The following is a 25,028-nucleotide window of genomic DNA, read 5'->3' on the forward strand; positions in this document are numbered from 1 at the left end:
TGCTCCCGGAAATGTCTCGATCGCTTCAGGGCGCGCCGCGAACGCGATCGCCGATGGCTGTTTCGGTCTCAGGCGGCGTAAGCACCAGTCACCGGATCCGTCGACACGGTCTACTGCTTTGCGCTCGGAGGTGCCACATGAGGTTCATATTGGTGAACGGCAGGACCCCTTTCCGCAAAACGTTCTGCCTGTGGTGCTGCGAGGAGATCAGCGGCGGCTATCTGCGCGATGCGAAGACGCTGCTGCCCTACTGCGGCTACGAGTGTTACGCGCTTCATGGCGAAGCTGCGCCGCTGATCGAGGGACGCACACGAGCGGCGTCTTGAGCGGATAGGAGAGCGAAACGGGCGGTGGATTTGCCGTCCGGGTGAGAGGGCATCGCTATGAGATTCATGCTCGTCAATCAGGAAGGGCCTCGCCACGGCGGTACCTGCAGCGCGTGCGCGCAACCGTTGGGCGCGAGTTACGTCCGCCATGTGCCCGCTGAGCGGCGGTACTGCGACTATGATTGCTACCGTCGATATCAGCAGACGACGGTGGAAATGCTCTGGCCTTACCGCAGTTCGCTCGAAGCGATCACGGTGTCGAGCTGGAACTGGATACTGCAGACGGGTGCGCTCTCGCGCTCGCTGACGGAAGCATTTCTGCGCGCGTACGAACCCTCTGACCACGGAAGGAGGTGACGGCTCGCCGAACGATGCGGACCCGCGCAGAGAGGTCGGTCGCAGTCACCGCATCCAGCTTCACGCCGCGTCCAGCCCCGGCGTCGCGAAGCTAGGGCGCGGCGGCTGCGGCCGATGCCGTCGGCATCGCGCCCACGTTCGGCGTCGTAACGCGCTGCTCGGACTTCGCCGCGACGACGCTGCTGGCCTCAAACCTCGCACGATAGACCAGCACGTTCTCGATCACGCGCTGGACGTAGTTGCGCGTCTCCGACAGCGGGATGCGCTCGACCCAGTCGACCGGATCGACCTTGGGATCCCTGGGGTCGCCGCGCGCCTGCACCCATTCGCGCACGCGGCCCCGGCCGGCATTATAGCCGGCGAAGGTCATGATCTGATTGCCGCGGTATTCCGACATCAGCGCGCTGAGCTCGGCCGCGCCCATCTGCGTGTTGTAGACGGGATCGGAGACCATCTTGTCCCAGTCATAGGTCAGGCCGAAGCGCTTTGCGGTGTCGCGGCCCGCTTCCGGCGTCACCTGCATCAACCCGACTGCGTTGGCGGCCGATTTGTCGCGCTGGTCGAACGAGCTTTCGGTGCGCGCCACCGAATAGATCACGCTGGGGTCGATCGCGGGCGCGACCTGCTTATGTTCAGGGATGCCGATGGTCGGGAAGGCGTAGTGATCGAGTGCGAGCCCGCGCGCCAGCGCCGACTTGCCGACCTCCAGCATCACGCGCGCATCGTTGCGCCGGCCGGCGAGCTCGCCGAGGGCTTCGAGCGCCGCCACGTCGGTGCTCTCCTTGGCGAAATCCTCGGCGTAGTAAAACACCATGTCGCGCTCACCGACGCCGTAGAGCATGTCGGCGGCGCGCACGCGCTCGTCCGCGGGCGGCGTGTCGACTGCTGCCAGCACGGGCGAGGGCCCGCGCAGTTCGATGCGGTCGAGGCCGAGCCTGGCGCGGGCGAGCTGGCCGTAATAGGCGGTCGGATATCGCGCCGCCGCCTGATAGCTCAGGCGCGCATCGGCGGTTGCGTTCATCGCCTCCGCCGCGCGACCGCGCCAATAATGCGCGCGCGACAGCGCGATCGGGTTGGCCGAGCCTTCGTCGATCGCGGCGAAATGCGTCATCGCCGCCTTGGGATCATCGAGATAGCGCAGCGCGATCCAGCCGCACATGAAGTGATAGTCGACGCGATAGACTTCCATCGCGGGCACGGCCGCCGAGCGCACCACGTCGTAGGCGGTTTTGAACTTGCCCTGGTCGAGCAGCTTTCGCGCGAGCAGGCGGCGCTCGCGCCACCAGGCGTCGGTGTCTTGCGCCGCCATCGTATCGGGCGCGGCGGCTAGGATCACCTCGGCCGCGTCGTCGATGCGGTCATTCTGGAGATGCCATTGCGCGCGGCACAGCACATAGCCGAGGTCGCGGCGCGCCTCGGCCGAGACGTCCTCGAGGTAATCCTTGGCCTTGCTGGCCTTGCCGGTGACGGCGGCGCAGGCCTTGACGATCGCGAGCGCATCCTCGCCGAGCCGCTTGGCTGCGCGCCGCGCACCTGCGTAGTCCTTGGCGCCGAGGCGCTTGTCCATGCGGGCACGATGATCCTCAGTGGTCAGGAGATCGCGAAACGCTTCGTAGGAATCTTCCTCGCTGCGTTCGGACAATTCGTCCGTGCGCCAGGCATCGCGCACCAGACGCTCGGCCCGGTCGCTGTCGCCCTCGGTCATCAGCACGCGGGCGAGTGCGAACTTGCCCTTGGCGCTGGTCGGCCGGTCCATCGTGAATTTGTGCACGGTCGCCGCGTCGGCCTTCTCCTGCCACAGCCGCGCCTCGGCGCGGCGGCGGAGCAGCGCGCTGCTCGGCCAGTCCGGATTGGCGGCGAGGAAGGCGGCGTAGCGCTTGAAATTGGCCGTGCTTTCGGAATGGCGCAGCATGAACCAGTCGGCGAGCTTCTGCCCCGCCGGGTCAGCAATGCGGTCGCGCGCCGCGCTCGCGTCCTCGGTCTTGCCCTTCCGCGCGAGATCGATGGCATCCTTCAGCGCGGCGAGATCGCCAGTCAGTGGCGGGGCTGCCGGATTGTCCGAGGGCGCGTCGTCCTGCTTCTTCGAGTTGCGTTTGGCCTCGGCACGTTTGCCGTGCCGCGCCTTGCTGGCGGAGGCGTGGCGCTGCTTGCCGGCTTTCGCCTCATGCGTCTTCTTCGGCGCGGACGATTTCTGACTGCTCTTCGCTGCCAGCTCGGTAGGGATGAAGGCCAAAGCGGCCACGGCAACGACGCACGCAAGCGAGCGTAGGCACTGGTTCATTCCGTGGTCCCCCTGCGAAACCAGTACAAACCAAAGTCCGCGACGAGATGCGGTTCGAGAATCAAAACGGCGTCAAAAACGGTGACACGACATCGTTTCGCATCCTCAAGCTGTTCCAACAATGCGGCGAAATACGGATGGAGCGAGGGAACTTGTGCAACGGCGGGTCGAGCGGGTTTCTTAACCTTCATTAACGAACAAGGCTCGCGCGACGGTTGCGGCGGTTCAGGACGCCACAAGCGGCCAAATTGCGAGTATTCCCGGCGGCAAATCCGTTGTATTGGTTCCAAGGCCTTTCCCCTTCAGCCCATTGTCCCGCGCCCATGCCGATTTTCAACCAGTCGATCCGGCGCAAGATCGTCGGGATTGCGCTCGGCCTCATCATCCTGATGGTCGTCACCGCGATCCTGTCGATGGTGATGTCGAGCCGCGTCGGCCATCTTCTGGATGAGCTGACCGCCCGGTATATTCCGGCTTACGGCCACCTGGCGCGGTCCAATGTGCGTTCGTTGGAGCGGGCGCTGGCGATGCGGCGCATGGTGATCGCCAAAATGCAAACGCCGCCGGACGAGGAGGGCTTTGCGGCGCGGCTGAAGATCTTCAGGGAAACGGACGCCCAGGTCGAGCAGGAGGCCGAAGCCGCGCGAAAGCTGATCAACGCGATCATCAACGATGAGAGCACACCGTCGGACAACGCGGCACTCGCCCGCATCGAGACGCGCATCGAGAATGCAGTCAAGGAGCTTCGCCGCGAACTCGACGAGGAGGACGCCAAGCTGCTCCGGCTGCTCGATGACAAGGACTTTGCGGGCGCGCCCGACGTGCTCGTCCATGTGGACGCGCTACGCGACCTCTTCACCCAGCGGATCGACGCGATCCGAGCCGACATGCTCTCGCAGGTGTTCGTGAGCACCGCCCAGGTCATCCGCCATCAGCGCCAGGCGATCATCGTCTCGGGCATCGTGACCATCCTCGCGGCGATCGTCGGACTTGCCTTTGCGATCATGGTCTCCACCGGGATCACGCGACCGGTCCGGCTGCTGCTGGCCGGCACCCGCGAGGTCGAGGCAGGCCATTTCGACAAGACTATCAGCGTCTCGACCCAGGACGAGATCGGAGAGCTCGCTGCCGCCTTCAACCGCATGGTCGAGCAGTTGCGCCAGAACGAGCGCATCCGCGAGACTTTCGGCCGCTATATCGATCCCAAGGTGGTTCAGGGCCTGATCGACCGGCCCGAGGTCGCCATCGAGGGCCAGCGCCGGGTCATGACCATCATGTTCTGCGATATGAGCGGCTTCACCTCGATGAGCGAGGGCATGACCCCGCGCGGTCTCGTCAGGGTGATGAACCACTATTTCACCGTCATGTCCGGTCCGATCAGGAGCAACCGCGGCATCATCGACAAATACATCGGCGATGCCATCATGTCCTATTGGGGGCCGCCCTTCATCGAGGAGGAGGAGCAGGCTCAGCTTGCCTGCTTCGCCGCGCTCGACATGGCCGACCAGGTGCCCGCGCTCCAGAAGCAGCTCCCGGATCTCCTCGGCATCCGCGCCATGCCGGTGCCATGCGATCTGCGCATCGGCATCGCCACCGGCGAGGTTTTGACCGGCAGCATCGGCTCCGAGCTGATGATGAGCTTCACCGTGATGGGCGATGCCGTGAACCTCGCCTCGCGCTTGGAAGCCGTCAACAAGACCTTTGGCACCCGTATCCTGATCTCGCAGGCGACGGCGGACGCGATCGGCTCACAGCTCGAATTGCGCGAGGTCGATCGTCTTGCGGTCGCCGGCCAAAGCGTGCCGCAAACGATTTTCGAGGTGATGGGCCGGGCAGGCGCGCTGACTGCCGCGCATGAGAGTCTGCGTTCGCACTACGCCGAAGGCCTCGCGGCCTATCGCGCCCGCCGCTTCGACGAGGCCCGTACCGCCTTCAACGCGGCACTTGAAGCCGTCCCCGGCGACGGCCCGTCGCGGGCAATGCTTGCCCGTATTGCGCGGTTCGAGGCCAATCCGCCGGACGAGGGCTGGGACGGCGCGTGGCGGTTGGAGCAGAAATAGCCGGCCGCGCGGAAAAATTGATTCTACTCGATAACGATGTTCGCTGTGACCTATTTCCCGGGCTTAGGTTTGATGTCCTTGAGGCGTTTGACGGGGACACGCCGATGACAGAACTTGAGAACAGGCTCGAACGGTTCGAGACGCTCACCGCCGAATGCGAGCTGATCGCCAGGCTGGCCACCGACAGCACCAAGCGCGAGTTTTATCTGAAGCTATCGGAGCAGTACCGCCAATTGGCCGTGGACATGCGGCAGGCCATCGCGAGCAAGGCTGCGGCCTGACGCCGGCAATCCGTTCTTAACACTTGGCGCGCATCCTCAATGCAGAAGCGGGGACGCCTGCGGCGATTTCCGCTGTGGAAATGCCGAGGCTCGCTGCGGTGCAGCGCGCCTCGCGAGATTGTTTTGTCGTGCCTCACAGGGCGATCCCATGCGCCTCCTCGCGGTCATCATGTTTGGACTCATGACGGCAGCCTGCAACCAGGAGCAGGACATCACCGGCTCGACCCCAGTCTGCGCGATGCGGAACTACAGCTCCTTCAATCCCCGCGACATGACCCAATGCGTTGCCGCCTGCAAGGCGTGCGACCACGGCAACACGGTCACCTGCACCACGTCGTGCACGCTCAAGGGCGCCCATTGAGCCGCTCCGCCTCCTGGTTCGGGGCCGACGGTGTCTTGACGGTTCCTTGACGGTGTCCTTGGCGGTGTCTCGGCACCGGAACGATTCACATGGATTAATCATTGAAGGGATGGCAGGACGCGGAGTCCTTTGGAATGGGTATGCTCGATCCCGGTCGGTTCCTGGTGTCATGCTCTCACTGCGCAGCCTGGCCGATGGCCGCCAATGTAAAACGTTCGAGCTGGTCGGCTTCGCCGAACGAGGTCCGCTTCGTGTGCCCGCGTTGCCGCCGCGAGGAGACCGCGATCATCTCCGCCTCCGGCGAGTTGACGCCGATCCGGCGCGTCGACGTCCCGCCGCGCGACGTCACCGCGGCCTGGGCTCAAGCCCAGCGCGCAAGAGGGCGAGCGTAGCCGGCCCGTTCTAGGACAAGAGGGCGCGTTACCATCTCTCACGACCTCCGATGGGGCAGTTGGAACTGTCGCGGGAGGCGATCCAACCAATGCAATGTGCTAGGATCGCCGGCAGGAGTTCATCCATGCCCCGTCAGATCCTGCCCTCTCACGGCGACCGTTTCCGTCTGTACCCGGTTGCGCCGCGGCTTGCGCCGCTGTTCGGCTTCGCGCTGCTGACGGTGTCATGCGCGCTGGCAAGCTTTGCATTCGCCTGCGCCACGCCATTTGCCGCTTTCGCGGTTATCGCCGCCGCGATGCTGCCGCTGCGTCCGGCGCTGCTCGTCGTCACCGGCGCCTGGCTGGTCAACCAGACCATCGGTTTCGGCGTGCTGCACTATCCGATCGACATCAGCACCATCGCCTGGGGCTTCGTCATCGGCGCGGCTGCGCTGCTATCGACCGCAGCCGCATCGACGGTCCTCCGTAGGCTGCCACGAGGCCGCACGCCGCTGATGCTGGCGATTGCGTTCGCTGCCGCCTACGCGGTCTACGAGTTCGCGCTGCTTGTCGCGACGCCGGTCCTCGGCGGCGAGGGCGCCTTCACCGCCGCCATCGTTGCGCGCATCGGGCTGACCAGCGCCGTCTGGCTCGCCGGCCTCGTTGCCGCCTGTGAGATCGTCCGCCTGGTCGATCCGTTCGGCCGTGCGATGCGGAACGCGTAGGCGCCTCCAAGGCTTTAAGTTCCGGTCATGGCGATGACCGGACCCAGCGCCGTAAGGCGACCGCTGTCCAGACCGTCTCGACAAGCCCAAACGGCCAGGTCCCCTGGAGAAAGCCATAGACCGCGCTGAGCGCGCAGGCTGCCGCGAAGGCCAGCACAAAATGCGGTCCGCGCGGCTCGAGCGCGTAGAACAACAGCATCGCACTGACCGACAGCAGTCCGAAGATCGTGATTGCGTCCATCAGCCGGCCGGATGCTTCGGCTTCTTGGCGAGACCGAGGGCCTGGAAGACAGCGGGCCCCATCACTGGCCACAGCGCGGCTGTCGCGGTCAGAACGGTCGCGGCGCACATTGCAGCCAGCACGGACGATCGGATTTTCAAGCCGCGCGTCCGCGATCGCCAGACGATCCAGCCCCAGGCGCAGATCACGACGGCGATGGACAGTATCGTCATCAGCCCGTGCGCATGGTCGAACACGGCGATCAGGCTGCCTGCACTGGCGAGCACGACAGCGGGCAGGGTAAAGGGAAGCACACAGCACGCCGTGCAGGCTACAGCGACAACCGCGGCCGCGACCGCCGTGCCGGCGGCCTTGCCGCCTCCTGGTTCGGTCCCTGGTTCGAGCTTGGCCGCGCAGCCGCATCCTGGCGACGTCTCGGACGGAAGGTTGCAGGACGGTCCTATAACGCTCATGTGATTCTCCTCATGCTTGTGCGCCACGGACCGGATCGCTACGCCCTCAAGCCACTTGAGGTTCAAGCGAAAAGTGAGAGCTCCATGAGAATTGGCGTCCTCGCCAAGGCGGCCGGCGTTTCGGTTCCCACCATCCGCTATTACGAGAGCATCGGTCTTCTGACGCCGCCAGCGCGCCAGGGCGGCCAGCGCGTCTACGGCGGAGAGGCTTTCAAGGCACTCAGTCTCATCCGGCACTGCCGCGAACTGGACTTCTCCATCGACGAGACGCGCGACATCCTCGCATCGGGTCAGCGGCGCTTGCCCTGCAGCGATACGAAGACATTTGCGGAGAAGCATCTCGGATCGATCAGGAAGAAAATTGCGGAGCTGCGGGCACTGGAAGCGACCGTGGCCGCGCTGGTCAGCAGTTGCGAGACGACGTGCTGCGGCAGCGCCGCGCCGGATTGCGTGATCCTGCAGCCCGGATGCGGGGCCGCGTGATCCCGGGTCGCCTTGATCTGACTTTCACGATGCAGTCGCCGTGACCCGTCGGGCAAAACACCCGACCATTTCTTGACATGCTCGTGTCAAGACGGTGTGTCTAAAATATTCTACTTTACCGAAATTCGGAAACGGCGTATGTGTCGGTCATCCCGGCTCATCCTTGAGGGGCGATCTCGTTGTCGTCTTGATTGCGAGCCGGGCTTGCGGTGGACGCGGCAGCGTCGGCATGAGAGGTGCGGGCAGGGCGGGTACTCCCTGTGAGCCCGTGGCCACGTGCGGACGAGCGGCGCTGTGAAGTTCGTCTCGTCGGTATTTCGATGGCTACGTGCACGAGGCCGTCGAACCCTGCGGCGAAATGGCGAATGCGCGTACGGCAAAACCGTGTGGTCCTGGCCGTCGTTGCTACGGTCAAGCTGTCGCGGAGGTGTGTGCGAGCCCAACCGGGCAGACAGCATCATCCAATTCGCGAGGCGAGGGAGGCCAGAAGGAAAGTTCGGCTCCCGGGAGAGCACGGCATAAGCCGTCCAACCATCGCGCAGGGAAGGCCGAGTGATTGGCACCACCTGTATGCTGCTGTGCGGTTTTTCTGCGTGTGCTTTTCGCGCAGCGGACCGCGGGTGCCAGCTGGCACCCGGCCTTCCCTGCGCCCTCTTGGATAAGAGGGTGGAGTGAACAAGCAAAGCTCGGGCGAAATCAGCCGCGAGGACGAAAAGGCGTGTCTGCAAGTAAAAATGCGAGCTGGAAGAGTGCCGCTGCCGCCTCATACGCCGTCATTGCGAGCGCAGCGAAGCAATCCAGAGTCTTACCGCGGAGGGATTCTGGATTGCTTCGCTTCGCTCGCAATGACGCTTTGAGAGAGTGTGCGCCACGCTCGACCCTTGAGTCTCCGATGCGCAGCGAAGAGGCCTTTGCAGCGCGTAGGGGCACGCGCGGGGGATGATGAAGGCGCCGACTCACCTTGGCTGCGCCTCGTCGTCGCGTCTTAGTTGCGGTGCGGGCATCTACTGGCCTGAAGTTGTGGATTGTCCTCCCGCCGGGGGTATCGCAGTAAGCTCAATCGTGTCCTCCAAGCCACGATTGTGCCGTCCGCGCAACACCCGTCACGGATTTAACCATCATCTCTGTCCGTTCGCATCAACGCCGCTTTTTGGCCACACCCGAACATGAATAAAATCACTCGAATGTTTTAGCGGCAGCGGTGGTCCTGGAAGGCGACGGAAATCCCCAAGGTCGATTCAAAAGGTCGATTCAAATCTTGGCACTGATTTTTCGGGTCTGAAAGGGTTCGCCGGGGAAACTGGTTTGCGATGGACGCGAAGAGCAACATCAAGCAGAGGCTGCCGAGCCGTCACGTGACGGAAGGCCCTGCGCGCGCGCCCCATCGGTCCTACCTCTACGCCATGGGTCTGACCACCGACCAGATCCACCAGCCCTTCGTCGGCGTCGCCTCGTGCTGGAACGAGGCCGCGCCCTGCAACATCTCCCTGATGCGCCAGGCGCAGGCGGTGAAGAAGGGCGTCGCAGCCGCCGGCGGCACGCCGCGGGAATTCTGCACCATCACCGTGACCGACGGCATCGCCATGGGCCATGACGGCATGCGCTCCTCGCTGCCGTCGCGCGAATGCATCGCCGATTCCGTCGAGCTGACGATCCGCGGTCACGCCTATGACGCCCTCGTTGGCCTGGCCGGCTGCGACAAGTCGCTGCCGGGCATGATGATGGCGATGGTCCGCCTCAACGTGCCCTCGATCTTCATCTATGGCGGCTCGATCCTGCCCGGCAATTTCCGGGGCCAGCAGGTGACCGTGCAAGACATGTTCGAAGCCGTCGGCAAGCACTCGGTCGGCGCAATGTCCGACGAGGACCTCGACGAGATCGAGCGCGTGGCGTGCCCCTCGGCGGGTGCCTGCGGCGCGCAGTTCACCGCCAACACGATGGCGACCGTCTCCGAGGCGATCGGGCTGGCGCTGCCGTACTCGGCTGGTGCTCCGGCACCCTATGAAATTCGCGACGCCTTCTGCATGACGGCGGGCGAGCAGGTCATGGAGCTGATCGCGCAAAACATCCGGCCGCGCGACATCGTTACCCTCAAGGCGCTGGAGAATGCCGCCGCCGTGGTCGCCGCGTCCGGCGGCTCGACCAATGCTGCACTGCACCTGCCGGCAATCGCGCACGAGTGCGGCATCAAGTTCGACCTGTTCGACGTCGCCGAAATCTTCAAAAAGACACCGTACGTCGCGGATTTGAAGCCGGGCGGCCGTTATGTCGCCAAAGACATGTTTGAAGTAGGTGGCATACCGCTTCTGATGAAGACGCTGCTCGACAACGGATTTCTCCACGGTGACTGCATGACCGTCACCGGTCGAACGATCGCCGAAAACCTCAAAAGCGTGAAGTGGAATCCGCACCAGGACGTGGTGCACCCGGCAGACAAACCCATCACCGTCACCGGCGGTGTGGTCGGTCTGAAGGGCAATCTGGCGCCAGAAGGTGCGATCGTGAAAGTCGCGGGAATGTCCAACCTCAGGTTCACCGGTCCGGCCAGGTGCTTCGACCGTGAGGAGGATGCTTTCGAGGCCGTCCAGAACCGCACTTACCGCGAAGGCGAAGTCATCGTGATCCGCTACGAGGGGCCCAAGGGCGGTCCCGGCATGCGGGAAATGCTCCAGACCACCGCGGCGCTGACCGGCCAGGGCATGGGCGGCAAGATCGCGCTCATCACCGACGGCCGCTTCTCCGGCGCCACCCGCGGCTTCTGCATCGGCCATGTCGGGCCGGAAGCCGCCATCGGCGGCCCCATCGGGCTGCTCGAGGACGGCGATATCATCGAGATCGACGCGGTCGCCGGTACCCTTAACGTAAAATTGAGCGACCAGGAGCTTGCCCAGCGCAAGACCAAATGGACCGCTCGCGCGACTAACCACACGACGGGCGCGCTCTGGAAATATGCTCAGCAGGTTGGACCAGCGGTCGGTGGGGCAGTGACCCATCCGGGCGGCGCGCACGAGAAACAGTGCTATGCGGACATCTAGGCGTACCATCGTTGCGTTTGTGTTGGGGGCTACTGCGCTGGCCGCGCCGGCGCTCGCCTTTGACGGCGCACCCGTCAGCCAGAAGGATGCGACCATCCCGGTGGTCACGACCTTGCCGGGCGCAGCAGGCAAGGTGCGCAATGTACCGCCAGTCGTGCCGCAGGAAACCTCGCTCAGCGCCCTGCAATATGCCGCGGAAGGGGGCCACCCCATCGCGCAGTGGAAGCTCGGCCGCATGTATGCCAATGGCGACGGCGTCGCCCAGGACGATGTTCGTGCGTTCGAGTATTTCACCCGGATCGCCAACGCGCACGCCGAGGACAGCCCGTCCGCGCCCCAGGCGCAGATCGTCGCCAACGCCTTTGTGGCGCTCGGCCGCTATTATCTCAGTGGCATCCCGAATTCGAAGGTCAAGCCGGACCAGGAGCGGGCGCGGGAGATGTTCTCCTATGCCGCGTCCTATTTCGGCAACGCGGATGCGCAATACGATCTCGCCCGCCTGTACCTGAAGACACCAGACGCTTCGCGCGAGGATTTCCGCTACGGCGCGCGCTGGCTTGGGCTCGCCGCGCAGAAGGGCCAGCACGAGGCCCAGGCGCTGCTCGGCCAGATGCTGTTCAACGGCGACCGCCTGCCGCGGCAGGCCGCGCGCGGCCTGATGTGGCTGACGCTGGCGCGCGACAGCGCAGGTAGCGACGAGACCTGGATCAAGGAAAACTACAACCGCGCCTTCGCAAAGGCCTCCGACGACGATCGCGCCATGTGCCTGCAGATGCTGGAGCAATGGGTCCAGGGTCGCCGGGAGTGATGGGTTGAGGCGGCCTCACGCCGCCTCGAGGTCGAGATCCGCCCACACCGGCACATGGTCCGACGGCTTCTCCCAGCTGCGCACATAACTGTCGATGCCGACATTGCCGAGCCGGTCGCTGGCCTGTGGCGACAGCAGCAGATGGTCGATCCGCAGGCCGTGGTTCTTCTGCCAAGCGCCGGCCTGGTAGTCCCAGAAGGTGTAGAGCCCGGGCTCGTCGGTGACGGCCCGAAGCGCATCGGTCAGGCCGAGGCCGAGCAGGGACTGAAAACTCTCCCGCGTCTCGGCCTTGAACAGGGCGTCCTCGGTCCAGGCGGCGGGATTATGGACGTCGCGGGCATGCGGGATGACGTTGAAGTCGCCTGCGAGGATCAGCGGCTCCTCGGTCTTGAGGCGCTCCTTCGAATACTCAAGAAGCCGCGACATCCATTTGAGCTTGTAGGGATATTTCTCGGTGCCGACCGGATTGCCGTTGGGCAGATAGAGGCAGGCGATGCGCAGCACGCCGCTCTTGAGCGTCACCACGCCTTCGAGGAAGCGGGCATGCGCATCCTCGTCGTCGCCGGCCAGCCCCGACTTGGTCTCGTCGAACCGGAGCTTCGAGAGCAGGGCGACACCGTTGAACGTCTTCTGCCCATGGGTGACCACGTTGTAGCCGAGCGCCTCGATCTCCAGCCGCGGGAAGGCCTCGTCGACGCATTTGATCTCCTGGAGGCAGACGATGTCCGGCTGGCACTCCTTCAGCCAGGTCAGCAACAGGTCGATCCGCTGCCGGACCGAGTTCACGTTCCAGGTGGCTATTCTGATGGGCATTTCGACGGGCTCCGGGCAGGGGCCATGGTTAGAACAAAATGCAAACGCGCCCGTCAAGGACGCTGCGAAATCTCCCACAAAATTAACCCGGCTTAAGTCGGGCCTGGGTCATTGATCGTGAAAAGGTTTTTCGAATGGGACGGCCGGACAAATCCATGAAGCGAACCGAGCCCCGCGACGGGTTGATCGGCGCGTTCCTGTACTGGCTCGGCGGCTACGAGATCGAGGACGGCCTGACCGCCGGTCTCAGCGAGCGCGAGCTGAGCCGCATCCGCGCCAAGCAGATCGACGCGGTGATACGCCTGATCCCGGTGACGATGGCCGTCACCATGCTCAACGTCGCAGTCGTGCTGGTCCTGTTCTGGGGCCGTGGCTGGAACGACTTTCTCGCGATCTGGGGCATGACCCTCGCGACCGCCGCCTCGCTCGCTGTGCGCGCGTGGCGGCGCTCCCACCGGAGCCCGCCGCAGGAAGCCTCGCCCCGCGCCGCGCGGCAGATGTTGCGGCAGGCGTTTTTCCTCGCCGCAATCTGGGGCACGCTGCCGATCGCGCTGTTCAGCCGCATCGAGCCGACCAGCCAGCTCGTCCTGGCCTGCCTGATGGTCGGCACGATGTCCGGCGGCGCCTTCATGCTCTCGACCTTCCCGCGCGCGGGCCTTGTCTATCTCGCGACGACGACGATTGCCTGCGCCGCGGCGTTGCTGTTGTGCGGCACCGGGCCTTACCTCCTGACCGCGGTGTTTCTGCTGCTGTTCGCGTTCTTCATGGCGCGCAACATCGTCTCGCAAGGCAATCTGTTCCTCGGCAATCTCAAGGCCCGGCTCGAGCTCGAGCGCCAGACCGAGATCATTTCGCTATTGCTGAAGGATTTTCAGGAGAACGCCAGCGACTGGCTATGGCAGACCGACGCCGAAGGGCATCTGGTCGACGTGCCCGAGCGCTTCGCCGCCGTCGCACAGCTGCCACTGCCGTTGCTGAAGGGCTCGCATTTCGCCGACGTGCTCGACATGCTGTGCCCCGAAGACAAGAGCGCGGCCTACAACGTCGTCGGCCTGATGGAGCACGCCGAACCGCTGCACGAAATGAACCTCAAGGTCGTCGCCGGCGGCGAGGCGCGGCTGTGGTCGCTCACTGCGAAGCCGGCCTACGACCGCGACGGTCAATTCCTCGGCTATCGCGGCTTCGGCCGCGACGTGACCGAGCGCTGGCGCGCCGAAAAGGCCGAGGCCGAGAGCCGTGCCAAATCGGATTTCCTCGCGGTGATGAGCCACGAGATCCGCACGCCGATGAACGGCGTGCTCGGGCTTGCCAGCGTGCTGCTGGAGACAAAACTCGATCCGGAGCAGCGCGAGGCTGTCACCACGATCCGCGAGTCCGGCGACAATCTCCAGCGCATCCTCAACGACATCCTGGACCTGTCCAAGCTCGAGGCCGGACGCTTCGCGTTCGAGGTGATCGACTTCGCGCCGCAGGCGATGGTCGAAGCCGTGGCGACCATCGTGCGCGCGAGCGCCAAGAGCAAGGGGCTCGCCGTCAAGGTCGAGCTCGATCCCAACCTGCCGCCGACGCTGCGCGGCGATGTCGCGCGTATCCGCCAGGTCCTGCTCAATCTCGCATCCAACGCGGTGAAGTTCACTGACGGAGGCGAAGTCACGATCGCAGCTGTCTGTCAGGCCCGCCGCGATCTGCTCGCCACCGTCGAATGGAGCGTGACCGACAGCGGTATCGGCATCGCCCCCGAGAAGCTCGGCGAGCTCTTCTCCGACTTCGCCCAGGCCGACGCCTCGATCAGCCGCCGCTTCGGCGGCACCGGGCTGGGCCTAGCGATCTCGCGGCGCATTATCGAGCAGATGGGCGGCACCATCGGCGTCACCTCGACGCCGGGCGAAGGCTCGACCTTCCGCTTCACGCTGGTACTGCCGTGGAGTCAGGTGCAAACGTCCGATCACGACGCAGGCCGCGAGGAAGCCGACGATCTCAAGGCGCGCATCGCGGGCCTCGACCGACCGCTGAAGGTGTTGGTCGCCGAGGACGACGCCGTCAACCGCATGGTCGTGAGCAAGATGCTCGGTGCCTTCGACGTCGAGTTGCGCGTCGTGACCGACGGTGTCGAGGCCGTCGCGGCCGTGTCCGAAGACGATTACGATATCGTGCTGATGGACGTGCGCATGCCCGAGATGGACGGGCTTGCCGCGACCCGTGCGATCCGCGCCGAGGGCGGATGCTTCGCGGCCTTGCCGATCATCGCGCTGACCGCCAATGCCTTCCCCGAGGACGTCAAGATCTGCCGCGAGGCGGGGATGTCCGACTTCCTCGCCAAACCGCTGCGCAAGCCTGCGCTGGTGGCGGCTCTGCTGCGCGCGCTCGATGGACATGTGATGGCGGAAGACGCACCACTTCAGCCGGAGCTCACGCCTGTCGACGTGGAGTGGACGGACGAGGAAAGGCAGATGACTGGCGCCTAAAGCCTGTCAGATCGAGAAGCTGGTCCCGCAGCCACAGGACGCCGTGGCGTTGGGATTGTTGACCCGGAACGAGGCGCCGATCAGATCGTCGACGAAATCGACCTGCGAGCCCGCCAGGAACGGCTGCGAGGCGGAATCGACCAGCACCACAGCATTGTCCTGCTCGATCACGAGATCGTCGTCGGTGCGGGCACGGTCAATGTCGAACTTGTACTGGAAGCCGGAGCAGCCGCCGCCCTCGACCGAGATCCGCAGCATCGCGCCAGACCCTTCGCCCTTGAGGATCTCCCCAATCCGGCGTGCGGCCTTGTCACTGATGGTCACGTCAGTCGTCATCGCTCGTCTCCGATAGCCCCGCGGTCACACCAAGGTCGCCCGAAGGTCGGTTGCCCAATTCAGTTGGTATCCCGCGTCCGGCATAGTTAAGTGCCACCATACGCAGAATCAAATGGATAGGGACTAAATTCGCCGTGTCCGTCGGAATGGCTGCCCCCCACGCGCCCTATGCCTGCGATCCCGATCGCAGCCGCGGCCGGCTGGTCGCGGAACCGCCGAGCCGGACCCGCAGCCCGTTCCGGCGGGATTGCGACCGGGTGATCCATTCCACCGCGTTCCGCCGACTGAAGTACAAGACCCAGGTGTTCGTGTTCCACGAGGGCGACCATTACCGGACCCGGCTGACGCATTCGCTGGAGGTGGCGCAGATTGCCCGGGCGCTGGCGCGGCAGCTCGGGCTGGACGAGGACCTAACGGAAACCTTGGCGCTCGCCCACGACCTCGGCCATCCGCCGTTCGGGCACGCCGGCGAGCGGGCACTGGACGCCTGCCTGACGGATTTCGGCGGCTTCGACCACAACGCCCAGACGCTCCGCGTCGTCGCGGCGCTGGAACACCGCTACCCCGAATTCGACGGGCTCAACCTGACCTGGGAAGCGCTGGAAGGCATCGTCAAGCACAATGGCCCGCTGACCGATCGCAGCGGTGCGCCGGTCGGGCGTTATCGCGAGCACGGCATTCCTGTCGGCATCGCCGACTACATCAAGACCTACGATCTCGAGTTGTGGAGTTTCGCCTCGCTGGAGGCACAGGTCGCCGCGATCGCCGACGACATCGCCTATGATGCCCACGATATCGACGACGGCCTGCGCGCCGGCCTGTTTCACCTCGACGACCTCAAGGTCATGCCGCTGACCGCGGAGATCATCGCCGAGACGTCTGCGCATTACCCCGATCTCGAAGACGTCAGGCGCGGCGCCGAGCTGGTGCGCGAGCTGATCTCGCACCTGATCGGTGCCGTGTTCGCCGAGGCGCAGACAAACCTTGCCGCCGTGAAACCGCAATCCGCCCAGGACGTGCGCCAGCAGAGCCGGGCACTGATCGCGTTCCCCGCCGCGGTCGCCGAGGAGGAGGCCGCCATCAAGCGCTTTCTCTATCAGCACATGTACCGCCACAAGCGGGTCATGCGGGTGATGAGCGAGGCGGAACAGATCCTGTTCGACCTGTTCGCGAAATACCTCACATCGCCCGGCGAACTGCCGCCGGAATGGCTGGTCGGGGCGGAGGCGGACAATGAGGGCGACCGGGCTCGACGGATCGGGAATTTCATTGCCGGAATGACCGACCGTTTCGCCCTGACCGAGCACCAGCGGCTCTTTGACTCGACCCCGGATTTGCGTTAGGCGGCGCCCATGCCCGACACATCCTCAGCACTGCACCTGTTCGCCGACGTGCTCGCACGCGTGCACGCGGTCTGCCGCGCGCTTGCGGCGGACGCCAACTGGCCCGAGGGCATCGATTTCTCGCGCGTGGTGGTCGAGCCGCCGCGCGATACCTCCCATGGCGACATGGCGACCAACGCGGCCATGGTGCTTGCGAAAGAGGCAAAGGCAAAGCCACGGGATCTCGCCGAGCAGATCGCCGAACGGCTGCGCGCGGATGCGCTGATCGCCAAGGTCGACGTCGCCGGTCCCGGCTTCATCAATTTGACGCTGAAGCCGGCCGCATGGGCGGAGGCGCTACGGACCGTGCTGCGCGAGGGCGCCGATTACGGCCGCGTCCGCGGCGGCTCCAAGGTCAACGTTGAATATGTCTCGGCCAACCCGACCGGACCGATGCATGTCGGCCATTGCCGCGGCGCCGTGTTCGGCGACGCGCTGGCGAGCCTGCTCGAGTTCGCAGGCCGTGACGTCACGCGCGAATATTACATCAACGACGCCGGTGCGCAGGTCGACGTGCTCGCACGTTCCGCGTTCCTCAGGTATCGCGAGGCGCTCGGCGAGGACATCGGCGCGATTCCGGAAGGCCTTTATCCCGGCGAGTATCTGAAGCCGGTCGGGCAGGCGCTGGCCAACGAACACGGCGACAAGCTCCTCGCCATGAGCGAGGGCGCGTGGCTGCCGACGGTACGCGCCAAGGCCATCGCGATGATGATGGACGAGATCAAGGGAGATCTCGGCGCGCTCAACATCCGCCACGACGTGTTCTTCTCGGAGCGCTCGCTGCAGGACGCCGGCAACAACAAGGTCGCCGAGACCATCGACTTCCTCAAGGCCAAGGGCGACGTCTACCAGGGCCGTCTGCCGCCGCCAAAAGGGGCCCCGGCCGAGGATTGGGAAGATCGCGAGCAGTTGCTGTTCAAGGCGACTGCTTATGGCGACGACGTCGATCGCCCGCTGATCAAGTCGGACAATTCCTATACCTACTTCGCCGCCGATATCGCCTACCACAAGAACAAGTTCGACCGTGGTTTTGCGGAAATGATCGACGTCTGGGGCGCCGACCATGGTGGCTACATCAAGCGCATGCAGGCGGCGGTGAAGGCGACGACCTCCGGCAAGGGGGCGCTCGACGTCAAGATCGTCCAGCTCGTGAAGTTGCTGCGCAACGGCGAGCCGGTGAAAATGTCCAAGCGGAGCGGGGACTTCGTCACCTTGCGTGAGGTGGTAGATGAAGTCGGCCAGGACGCCGTCCGCTTCATGATGCTCTACCGCAAGAACGACGCGGTGCTCGACTTCGACCTTGCCAAGGTCATGGAACAGTCGCGCGACAACCCCGTGTTCTATGTCCAGTACGGCCACGCCCGCGGCCATTCGATCTTCCGCAACGCCCGGGCCGAGGTGTTCCCGGAACTCCCCGAGGAAACCGAAAAGCGCATCGCCTGGCTCGGTGAGTCGGCGGTGGAACGGCTGTCAGACCCGGCTGAGCTCGACCTTCTTAAGCGGCTCGCAATTTTTCCGCGCATGCTGGAAGCGGCGGCAAGCGCCCACGAGCCGCACCGAATTGCTTTCTATCTCTATGACTTAGCGAGCGAATTTCACGCACTTTGGACGAAGGGGCGCGATTTGCCCTATTTACGCTTCATTATCAATAATGATGCAGATCTAACGAAGGCGCGGCTGGCCATGGTCCAGGGCGTCGTCTCTGTCCTGGCATCGGGCCTCGCCATCCTCGGCGTCCATGCTCCGGACGAGATGCGGTAGTTTGGGGCGAACTACTTAAGGGATTTCGGGGGTAACCGGCAGAAGCCGGATCGCTTAGACTTGGTTGAAAGCCTTGTGGGTCGAAAGCCGTGCCTTGGCCGAGGGGCGCGCGGCTTTCCCGAAGGGACGCATCATCACGATGGCCGAACGATATCAGGACAGACCGTTTCCTTCCGATGACTATGGTCGCGGTGGCGATCAGCATGGGAGCGGCGATCCCTTGGCCGAACTCGCCCGCCTGATCGGGCAGACCGATCCGTTTGCGGCGCAAGGGCGGCCGGGTGCGCACCCGCCAGCAGCGCCCGCGCCTGCCCAGAGCTATCAGGACGACGACTATCGCCAGGACGATGACCCGCAGGACTATGCCGAGCAGGCTCCTCCGCCGCCGCCCGGACCGCCCTCATGGATGCGGCGCGCCAATGTGCAGCCGCAGACGGCGCCAGCTGAGCCTGCCTATCCCGCTTCCGTAAACCCGGTTCATCCACTGCATCGTTATTCAGCCCAGCCGACTGCGCCCGAGCCCGAACCTGATTTTCGTCAGCCGCAGGCCTATCCGGATCAGGGCTATCAAGCTCCTGCTTATCAAGCTCCTGCCTATCAGGATCAGGCCTACCAGCAGCACGATCAGGCTTATCAGGAACAAGCCTATCAGCAGCAGCCCGATCCGGCGCGCTACGACGATGCGCTCTACGGACGGCTGGAGGCGGGCGAACAAGACTACCAGCGCGATGCCGCCTATCCCGACGATCCTTACGCATTCCAGAGCGACTATCCCGAGGCCGATCTCGACGAGCCCAAGAAGCAGCGCGGCGGCATGATGACGGTCGCGGCGATCCTGGCGCTTGCCGTGGTCGGGACCGGCGCTGCGTTCGCCTACAAGACCTATGTGGGCTCGCCCCGCAGCGGCGAGCCGCCCATCATCAAGGCCGACAACACGCCGACCAAAATCGTGCCGGCGCCGTCGGACTCCTCGGCCAAGGTGCCGGACCGCATGGTCACCGGTGATGGCGCTGAGAAGATCGTGCCGCGCGAGGAGGCGCCTGTCGACGTCAACGCCAAGGCGGGAGGTCCCCGCGTGGTGTTCCCGCCGCTGAACCAGAACGCGAACCCGCCGCCGGTGGCGAGCGTGTCGCCGTCCAGCATTCCGCTATCGAGTGCGGGCCCGAATCCGAGTAACGGCACGCTGCCGAACAATTCGCCGCGCGCGATCAGGACCGTGGCCGTGAAGGGCGATCAGACCGACGCCACCGCGTCGCAAGCCGCCGCCGTCGCGAAGCCGGCAGCTCCACTGAAGCCCGTTGCGGCACCCGCTGCACCACGCACGCCGCCGACCTCGGCCAATGCCAGTGCCAATCAGCCGCTCTCGCTGGCGCCGCAATCGGCGCCGGCTGCGGAGCCGCCGCAGCGGATGGCTGCGACCAATCCGACGCAAATTGCGCCCGCGAGCAGCGGTGGCGGTGGCTACGTCGTGCAGGTCTCCTCGCAGCAGACCGAGGATAGCGCCCACGCCTCCTACCGGGTGCTTCAGAGCAAGTACGGCAGCGTGCTGGGCTCCCGCGCTCCGGTGGTCAAGCGGGTCGACCTGACCGACAAGGGCAAGGGAATCGTCTACCGCGCCTTCGCTGGGCCCTACGGATCGCTCGAAGAGGCGAACCAGGCCTGCAACAGTTTGAAATCCGCGGGCCTGTCTGCCTGCTTCGTCCAGAGGAATTAACGGCCGTTTCCTTGACCGTCTCGCGGGTCAGGGTTAATCGGCCGTATGAGCACGCGGGCCTTCATTACCGGCGTTTCCGGAACGGAACTAACTGCCGCCGAGCGGGAGTTTATCCGCAGCGAACGCCCATGGGGCTTCATCCTCTTCAAGCGCAACGTCGAGACGCCAGCTCAAGTTGCTGCACTCGTTGCGGAATTGCGGGCGGTCGCGGGTTTCGCTGATGCCCCTGTCCTGATCGACCAGGAGGGTGGACGGGTGCAGCGCCTGGGGCCGCCGCTTTGGCCGGTCTATCCACCGGGCGCTATTTTCGCGGGTCTCTACGATACTGATTCGGCGCTCGGGCTGACCGCGGCGCGCCTCAGTGCCCGGCTGATCGCGGCCGATCTCGGGGATCTCGGCATTACCGTGGATTGCTTGCCGCTGGCCGACGTGCCGGTGGCTGGCGCCAACGCCGTCATCGGGAACAGGGCCTACGGCACCGAACCGGGAAAAGTCGCCGCGATCGCCCGCGCGGTCACCGAGGGCCTGGAAGAGGGGGGCGTGTTGCCGGTGCTCAAGCACATCCCCGGCCATGGCCGAGCTACGGCCGATACCCATTTCAATCTGCCGACCGTCGACACGTCGCGAGACGAACTGGAGCGCACCGACTTCGCGGCGTTCATGCCTTTGGCGGATTTGCCGATGGCCATGACTGCACATGTTGTGTTTAGCGCGGTCGACCCCGCCCATCCGGCGACGACATCTGCGACAATGATCGCTGAGGTGATTCGCGGCACAATCGGGTTCCAGGGTTTGTTAATGAGTGATGACGTGTCGATGAACGCGCTGTCGGGCAATATCGCCGAGCGGACCCGCGCGATTTTTGCGGCCGGTTGCGACATGGCCCTGCATTGCAACGGCAAGATCGAGGAGATGCGTGAGGTCGCCGGCCAGACACCCGAACTGGCGGGCAGGGCGCTGGAGCGGGCGAACGCCGCGCTCGCGGCGCGTCGAGGACCGCAACCGTTCGATCGCGCGGCCGCACGCGCCGAACTGGACGCATTGATCGCACGGGCAAACACGGCATCGGCATGACCGCAGAAATCCTATCGTTTGAAACCGGGCGGCCCGCAGAGCTCGCCGAGGGTGAGCCGGCGTTGGTGGTGGACGTCGAGGGCTATGAGGGTCCGCTCGACCTGTTGCTCGCACTGGCGCGGCAGCAGAAGGTCGATCTCGCCAAGATCTCGATCCTGGCGCTCGCCGACCAGTATCTCCACTTCATCGAAGCCGCGCGAAAGATCCGCCTCGAGCTTGCCGCCGACTATCTCGTGATGGCGGCCTGGCTCGCCTTTCTGAAATCGCGCCTGCTGCTGCCGGAGCCGCCGAGTGCGGAAGGCCCGAGCGCCGAGCAGATGGCGACGGCGCTCGCCAACCGCCTGCGCCGGCTGGAGGCCATTCGCGAAGCCGCCAACCGGCTGATGAACCGGCAGCAATTGCTGCGCGACATCTTCCCGCGCGGCGAGCCCGAGCAGATCGCCGAGATCAAGCATCCGAAATACACCGCAACGCTCTATGACCTGCTCACCGCCTATGCCGCGCAGCGCCAGTCGCGCGTGCTGGCGAGCGTGCATCTCGCCAAGCGCACGGTGTGGTCGCTTGCGGAGGCGCGCGCCACGCTGGAGCGGCTGGTCGGCAGCATCAGCGAGCAAGACGATTGGGGCGTTCTCGACGATTTTCTGCTGCAGCACGTCGCCGATCCGACGCAGCGCGCGACGGTGCTCGCCTCGAGTTTCGCGGCTGCGCTCGAACTGGTGCGCGAAGGTCAGCTCGAGCTGAATCAGAAAGAGGCGTTTGCGCCCATCTATTTCCGGAAGGGGCGCCCCAAGCCGGTCATGGACGCAGCTCCTGCGCCCGATGCGCCGGTCGCTTAAGTGCAACAAGGAGAATCTGCCATGGCAAGCCTGGCTGAAGTGCGGGTAGAAGAGGCCGAGCCGATGGAGAACGAGTCCCAGGCACGTCCCGAAGAATTGCGGCTGCTGGAAGCGCTGCTGTTCGCTTCGAATGAACCGCTGGACACCGCGACGCTGGCCAAGCGCATGCCCGAGGGCGTGGACGTGAAGGCCGCGCTTGAGCAGTTGCAGGCCGACTATTCCTTGCGCGGCGTGAATCTCGTCCGGGTTGCCAACAAATGGACCTTCCGCACGGCGGGCGATCTCGCCTGGCTGATGACCCGCGAGAGCACCGAAACCCGCCGCCTGTCGCGCGCCGCGATCGAGGTGCTCGCAATCATCGCCTATCACCAGCCGGTGACGCGCGCCGAGATCGAGGAGATCCGCGGCGTCGTCACCTCGAAAGGCACGCTGGACGTGCTGCTGGAAACCGGCTGGATCAAGCCGCGCGGCCGTCGCAAGACGCCGGGCCGTCCCTTGACCTTCGGAACCACCGAGGACTTCCTGTCGCAGTTCACTCTGGAACAGCTCGGCGATCTGCCGGGTTTGGAGGAGCTCAAGGGCACGGGCCTTCTGGATTCGCGTCTGCCGACCGGATTCAGCGTGCCGACGCCGTCGGATGACCCGACTTTGCGTGAGGACGAGGATCCGCTGGAACCTGGCGAGGACCTTGATCTCGCGCTGGCGCCTGCGGTCGAGCCCGAGACGCCGCCGGAAGGCGGCAATGAGGGCGGCGAGGGCGGTAGCGAGGACTGACGTCCCGGCCTTCTACCGGCCACCTGCGACCAGTTAACACTAGCAAAATTACGTAGCGCCAACAGCGAATTGGCGCTGCCTTGGTCCTTGTTTTTGACACCTGCCAAGCCTAGGTTTCGGTGAAGATCGGCCGGGTCCCCGGCCATGCGCGTTTGGAGGGTTGCAGGATGGGTTCACTCAGCATTTGGCACTGGGTCCTGGTGATCGCAGTGGTCCTGCTGCTGTTCGGTCGCGGCAAGATTTCGGATCTGATGGGCGACGTGGCGCAGGGCATCAAGGCGTTCAAGAAGGGCATGCAGGACGACGACAAGGTCGCCGACAAGCCCGAGCCGGCCAAGTCCATCGAGCACAACAATGCCGCGCCGACCGCGGCACGGTCCGACATCGGCAGCAAGGCCGTCTGAGCCAGAGAGCACGCGAGACGCGGGTAGCGGACCCGATCCTGCGCGCGAGGGATTGGGCTGGCTGCGGCTGGCGTGAACGGAAGACCTCATGTTCGATATCGGGTGGAGTGAACTGGTCCTGATCGGGGTCGTGGCCCTGATCGCCATCGGCCCGAAAGAGCTGCCGGGCGTACTGCGTATGGTCGGGCAGTGGATGGGCAAGGCGCGCAAGATGGCCGCCGAATTCCAGGGCCAATTCCAGGAGGCGATGCGCGAGGCCGAAATGGCCGACCTCAAGAAGAGCTTCGACGAGGTCAAGGAAGCGGCTTCCGGGTTCGCCGGCAACAATCTGATGACCTCGCTTCAGAAAGACGTCAGCGACGCGCTCCGCGTCGATGCGCTGGACAAGCCGGCCGAGACCTCGACCACCGCCGCTGTTGAGCCGCCGGCGACTTCAAGCGAAGCGCTGGCGACTTCAAGCGAATTGCCGGCGACGCCCACCACGCCGGAAGCGCCGACGCCCGAGACCTTCGTAGAGGCCGAGGCACATGCGGCGGTGAACGAGCCGCTCGCCATCACCCGTGAGGTCGAGCAGGCGCAGGTCGCTCAAGGTTCGGTCACGCAAGATTCGGTCATCCAGGACACTGCGCCGGCCGAGGCGATCAAGGACGCCAAAGCGTCATGAGCGCCGCCGATATCGAGGCCAGCAAAGCTCCCCTGATGGACCATTTGATCGAGCTGCGTTCGCGGCTGATCAAGGCGCTCCTTGGCTTCGGCGTTGCCTTCATCTTCTGCTTCTTCTTCGCCAAGCAGATCTACAACGTGCTGGTCTGGCCGTTCGTGTGGGTCGCGGGTCCCGAGAACTCGAAATTCATCTACACTGCGCTGCTGGAATATTTCATTACTCAGCTCAAGCTCGCGCTGTTCGGCGCCGGCTTCATCTCGTTCCCGATCGTTGCGACGCAGATCTACAAGTTCGTCGCTCCGGGCCTCTACAAGCACGAGAAGCAGGCCTTTCTGCCTTATCTGGTCGCGACCCCGTTCTTCTTCGTGCTGGGCGCAGCACTGGTCTATTTCGTCGTGCTGCCGATGCTGGTCCGCTTCTCGCTCGGCATGCAGCAGGCTGGCAGCGACGAGACCGCGCAGATCCAGCTGCTGCCCAAGGTCGGTGAATACCTGTCGCTGATGATGTCGCTGATCTTCGCCTTCGGCATCGCCTTCCAGCTTCCGGTGATCCTGACGCTGCTCGGGCGCATCGGCATCGTCACGTCAAAAATGCTGCGCGAGAAGCGCCGCTATTTCATCGTCGTCGCCTTCGTCATCGCGGCCGTTCTGACCCCGCCCGACGTGCTTAGCCAGTGCTCGCTCGCGATCCCCTTGCTCGCGCTCTACGAGGGCTCGATCATCGCGGTGGGAATTGTGGAGAAGAAGGCGGCAACTTCAAAGGCCACCACCGGCACTGACGTATCGACGCCGGCTAATCCGGCGGAGTAGGGCGCCCTGACCTCCGCTGTCATTCCCCGCCTTGTGCGCAATTGCGCCCTGGGGCGGGGAATCCAGTACGCCGCGGCCTCTCGGGGGAATCACTGACGTCTCTGGAATACTGGATCGGGCCCGGGTGGGGGGGGGGGGCCAGGGGGGGGGGGGGGCGGGGGGGGTACAACCGGTTGGGGGGGTTTTTTGGGGGGGGGCCCCCCCCCCGGGCCCGG

The 25,028-nt window shown here is 64.9% G+C and carries 24 protein-coding genes; 19 read left to right on the forward strand and 5 right to left on the reverse strand.

Annotation, left to right across the window (positions count from 1 at the left end; all coding sequences use genetic code 11):
- Positions 1 to 137 precede the first annotated feature (137 nt).
- Positions 138 to 326: a hypothetical protein gene (locus tag AC0L3K_RS03595; RefSeq protein ID WP_007590634.1), complete on the forward strand. Its 189-nt coding sequence runs from the start codon at positions 138 to 140 to the stop codon at positions 324 to 326.
- A 448-nt stretch (positions 327 to 774) separates the two neighbouring features.
- Here the strand turns inward: AC0L3K_RS03595 and AC0L3K_RS03600 are convergent, their stop codons facing one another.
- Positions 775 to 2,964 carry a lytic transglycosylase domain-containing protein gene (locus AC0L3K_RS03600; protein ID WP_007590636.1) on the reverse strand — a complete coding sequence of 730 codons (2,190 nt, stop codon included), beginning with the start codon at positions 2,962 to 2,964 and terminating at the stop codon, positions 775 to 777.
- Positions 2,965 to 3,287: 323 nt separating this feature from the next.
- Between AC0L3K_RS03600 and AC0L3K_RS03605 the strand changes: the two genes are divergently transcribed.
- The 5 genes from AC0L3K_RS03605 (at position 3,288) to AC0L3K_RS03625 (ending at position 6,762) form a co-directional block, all read left to right on the forward strand.
- Positions 3,288 to 5,024, forward strand: a complete 1,737-nt coding sequence (locus AC0L3K_RS03605; RefSeq protein ID WP_007590637.1) for an adenylate/guanylate cyclase domain-containing protein — start codon at positions 3,288 to 3,290, stop codon at positions 5,022 to 5,024.
- A gap of 104 nt (positions 5,025 to 5,128) precedes the next feature.
- Positions 5,129 to 5,305 (forward strand): hypothetical protein, encoded by a 177-nt coding sequence (locus tag AC0L3K_RS03610; RefSeq protein ID WP_007590638.1) that lies wholly within the window; start codon positions 5,129 to 5,131, stop codon positions 5,303 to 5,305.
- Between the two features lie 148 nt (positions 5,306 to 5,453).
- Entirely contained in the window at positions 5,454 to 5,666 is a 213-nt protein-coding gene (locus AC0L3K_RS03615; RefSeq protein ID WP_007590639.1) for a hypothetical protein, read from the forward strand.
- A 194-nt stretch (positions 5,667 to 5,860) separates the two neighbouring features.
- Positions 5,861 to 6,058, forward strand: a complete 198-nt coding sequence (locus AC0L3K_RS03620) for a hypothetical protein (protein ID WP_245285850.1) — start codon at positions 5,861 to 5,863, stop codon at positions 6,056 to 6,058.
- 125 nt (positions 6,059 to 6,183) lie between these two features.
- Entirely contained in the window at positions 6,184 to 6,762 is a 579-nt protein-coding gene (locus tag AC0L3K_RS03625) for a hypothetical protein (protein ID WP_007590641.1), read from the forward strand.
- A gap of 25 nt (positions 6,763 to 6,787) precedes the next feature.
- Here the strand turns inward: AC0L3K_RS03625 and AC0L3K_RS03630 are convergent, their stop codons facing one another.
- Both AC0L3K_RS03630 and AC0L3K_RS03635 read right to left on the reverse strand, forming a co-directional pair.
- Positions 6,788 to 7,003 carry a hypothetical protein gene (locus tag AC0L3K_RS03630; RefSeq protein ID WP_007590642.1) on the reverse strand — a complete coding sequence of 72 codons (216 nt, stop codon included), beginning with the start codon at positions 7,001 to 7,003 and terminating at the stop codon, positions 6,788 to 6,790.
- Complete coding sequence (locus AC0L3K_RS03635; protein WP_007590643.1) at positions 7,003 to 7,455, reverse strand: hypothetical protein; 453 nt, start codon at positions 7,453 to 7,455, stop codon at positions 7,003 to 7,005. Before AC0L3K_RS03635 ends, AC0L3K_RS03630 begins: the two co-directional genes overlap by 1 nt.
- A gap of 84 nt (positions 7,456 to 7,539) precedes the next feature.
- Between AC0L3K_RS03635 and AC0L3K_RS03640 the strand changes: the two genes are divergently transcribed.
- The 3 genes from AC0L3K_RS03640 to AC0L3K_RS03650 all read left to right on the forward strand — a co-directional run bounded on the left by AC0L3K_RS03640 (position 7,540) and on the right by AC0L3K_RS03650 (position 11,781).
- Positions 7,540 to 7,938: a MerR family transcriptional regulator gene (locus AC0L3K_RS03640; RefSeq protein ID WP_007590644.1), complete on the forward strand. Its 399-nt coding sequence runs from the start codon at positions 7,540 to 7,542 to the stop codon at positions 7,936 to 7,938.
- A 1,310-nt stretch (positions 7,939 to 9,248) separates the two neighbouring features.
- Positions 9,249 to 10,973, forward strand: a complete 1,725-nt coding sequence (gene ilvD, locus AC0L3K_RS03645) for a dihydroxy-acid dehydratase (protein ID WP_007590645.1) — start codon at positions 9,249 to 9,251, stop codon at positions 10,971 to 10,973.
- Positions 10,960 to 11,781 (forward strand): tetratricopeptide repeat protein, encoded by an 822-nt coding sequence (locus AC0L3K_RS03650; protein ID WP_007590646.1) that lies wholly within the window; start codon positions 10,960 to 10,962, stop codon positions 11,779 to 11,781. Before ilvD ends, AC0L3K_RS03650 begins: the two co-directional genes overlap by 14 nt.
- Before the next feature lie 15 nt (positions 11,782 to 11,796).
- Here AC0L3K_RS03650 and xth read toward each other — a convergent pair whose 3' ends face one another.
- The gene (gene xth / locus AC0L3K_RS03655) at positions 11,797 to 12,594 is read right to left on the reverse strand and encodes an exodeoxyribonuclease III (RefSeq protein WP_007590647.1); all 798 of its coding nucleotides are present in this window, start codon (positions 12,592 to 12,594) and stop codon (positions 11,797 to 11,799) included.
- Between the two features lie 134 nt (positions 12,595 to 12,728).
- On the opposite strand from xth, the gene AC0L3K_RS03660 reads away from it, so the two are divergent.
- Positions 12,729 to 15,059 carry a hybrid sensor histidine kinase/response regulator gene (locus AC0L3K_RS03660; RefSeq protein ID WP_035992616.1) on the forward strand — a complete coding sequence of 777 codons (2,331 nt, stop codon included), beginning with the start codon at positions 12,729 to 12,731 and terminating at the stop codon, positions 15,057 to 15,059.
- Between the two features lie 6 nt (positions 15,060 to 15,065).
- Here AC0L3K_RS03660 and erpA read toward each other — a convergent pair whose 3' ends face one another.
- The gene (gene erpA / locus AC0L3K_RS03665) at positions 15,066 to 15,395 is read right to left on the reverse strand and encodes an iron-sulfur cluster insertion protein ErpA (protein ID WP_007610737.1); all 330 of its coding nucleotides are present in this window, start codon (positions 15,393 to 15,395) and stop codon (positions 15,066 to 15,068) included.
- Positions 15,396 to 15,541: 146 nt separating this feature from the next.
- On the opposite strand from erpA, the gene AC0L3K_RS03670 reads away from it, so the two are divergent.
- From AC0L3K_RS03670 to tatC, 9 genes are all read left to right on the forward strand, one after another.
- The gene (locus tag AC0L3K_RS03670; RefSeq protein ID WP_246649028.1) at positions 15,542 to 16,738 is read left to right on the forward strand and encodes a deoxyguanosinetriphosphate triphosphohydrolase; all 1,197 of its coding nucleotides are present in this window, start codon (positions 15,542 to 15,544) and stop codon (positions 16,736 to 16,738) included.
- Between the two features lie 9 nt (positions 16,739 to 16,747).
- The gene (gene argS, locus AC0L3K_RS03675; protein ID WP_473365479.1) at positions 16,748 to 18,538 is read left to right on the forward strand and encodes an arginine--tRNA ligase; all 1,791 of its coding nucleotides are present in this window, start codon (positions 16,748 to 16,750) and stop codon (positions 18,536 to 18,538) included.
- A gap of 139 nt (positions 18,539 to 18,677) precedes the next feature.
- Positions 18,678 to 20,252: an SPOR domain-containing protein gene (locus tag AC0L3K_RS03680; RefSeq protein WP_007590652.1), complete on the forward strand. Its 1,575-nt coding sequence runs from the start codon at positions 18,678 to 18,680 to the stop codon at positions 20,250 to 20,252.
- Between the two features lie 45 nt (positions 20,253 to 20,297).
- Positions 20,298 to 21,326, forward strand: coding sequence for a beta-N-acetylhexosaminidase (gene nagZ, locus AC0L3K_RS03685; RefSeq protein WP_007590653.1), 1,029 nt, complete (start codon positions 20,298 to 20,300; stop codon positions 21,324 to 21,326).
- Positions 21,323 to 22,162 carry a segregation and condensation protein A gene (locus tag AC0L3K_RS03690; protein WP_007590654.1) on the forward strand — a complete coding sequence of 280 codons (840 nt, stop codon included), beginning with the start codon at positions 21,323 to 21,325 and terminating at the stop codon, positions 22,160 to 22,162. The genes nagZ and AC0L3K_RS03690 overlap by 4 nt, the downstream gene beginning before the upstream one ends.
- Before the next feature lie 21 nt (positions 22,163 to 22,183).
- Entirely contained in the window at positions 22,184 to 22,936 is a 753-nt protein-coding gene (gene scpB, locus AC0L3K_RS03695) for an SMC-Scp complex subunit ScpB (RefSeq protein WP_007590655.1), read from the forward strand.
- A 167-nt stretch (positions 22,937 to 23,103) separates the two neighbouring features.
- Positions 23,104 to 23,340 (forward strand): twin-arginine translocase TatA/TatE family subunit, encoded by a 237-nt coding sequence (locus tag AC0L3K_RS03700; RefSeq protein WP_007590656.1) that lies wholly within the window; start codon positions 23,104 to 23,106, stop codon positions 23,338 to 23,340.
- 88 nt (positions 23,341 to 23,428) lie between these two features.
- Positions 23,429 to 24,004, forward strand: a complete 576-nt coding sequence (gene tatB, locus AC0L3K_RS03705; protein ID WP_007590657.1) for a Sec-independent protein translocase protein TatB — start codon at positions 23,429 to 23,431, stop codon at positions 24,002 to 24,004.
- The gene (gene tatC, locus AC0L3K_RS03710) at positions 24,001 to 24,813 is read left to right on the forward strand and encodes a twin-arginine translocase subunit TatC (RefSeq protein WP_219683152.1); all 813 of its coding nucleotides are present in this window, start codon (positions 24,001 to 24,003) and stop codon (positions 24,811 to 24,813) included. The genes tatB and tatC overlap by 4 nt, the downstream gene beginning before the upstream one ends.
- Positions 24,814 to 25,028 lie beyond the last annotated feature (215 nt).

Source organism: Bradyrhizobium sp. MI1.10 (assembly GCF_055811035.1).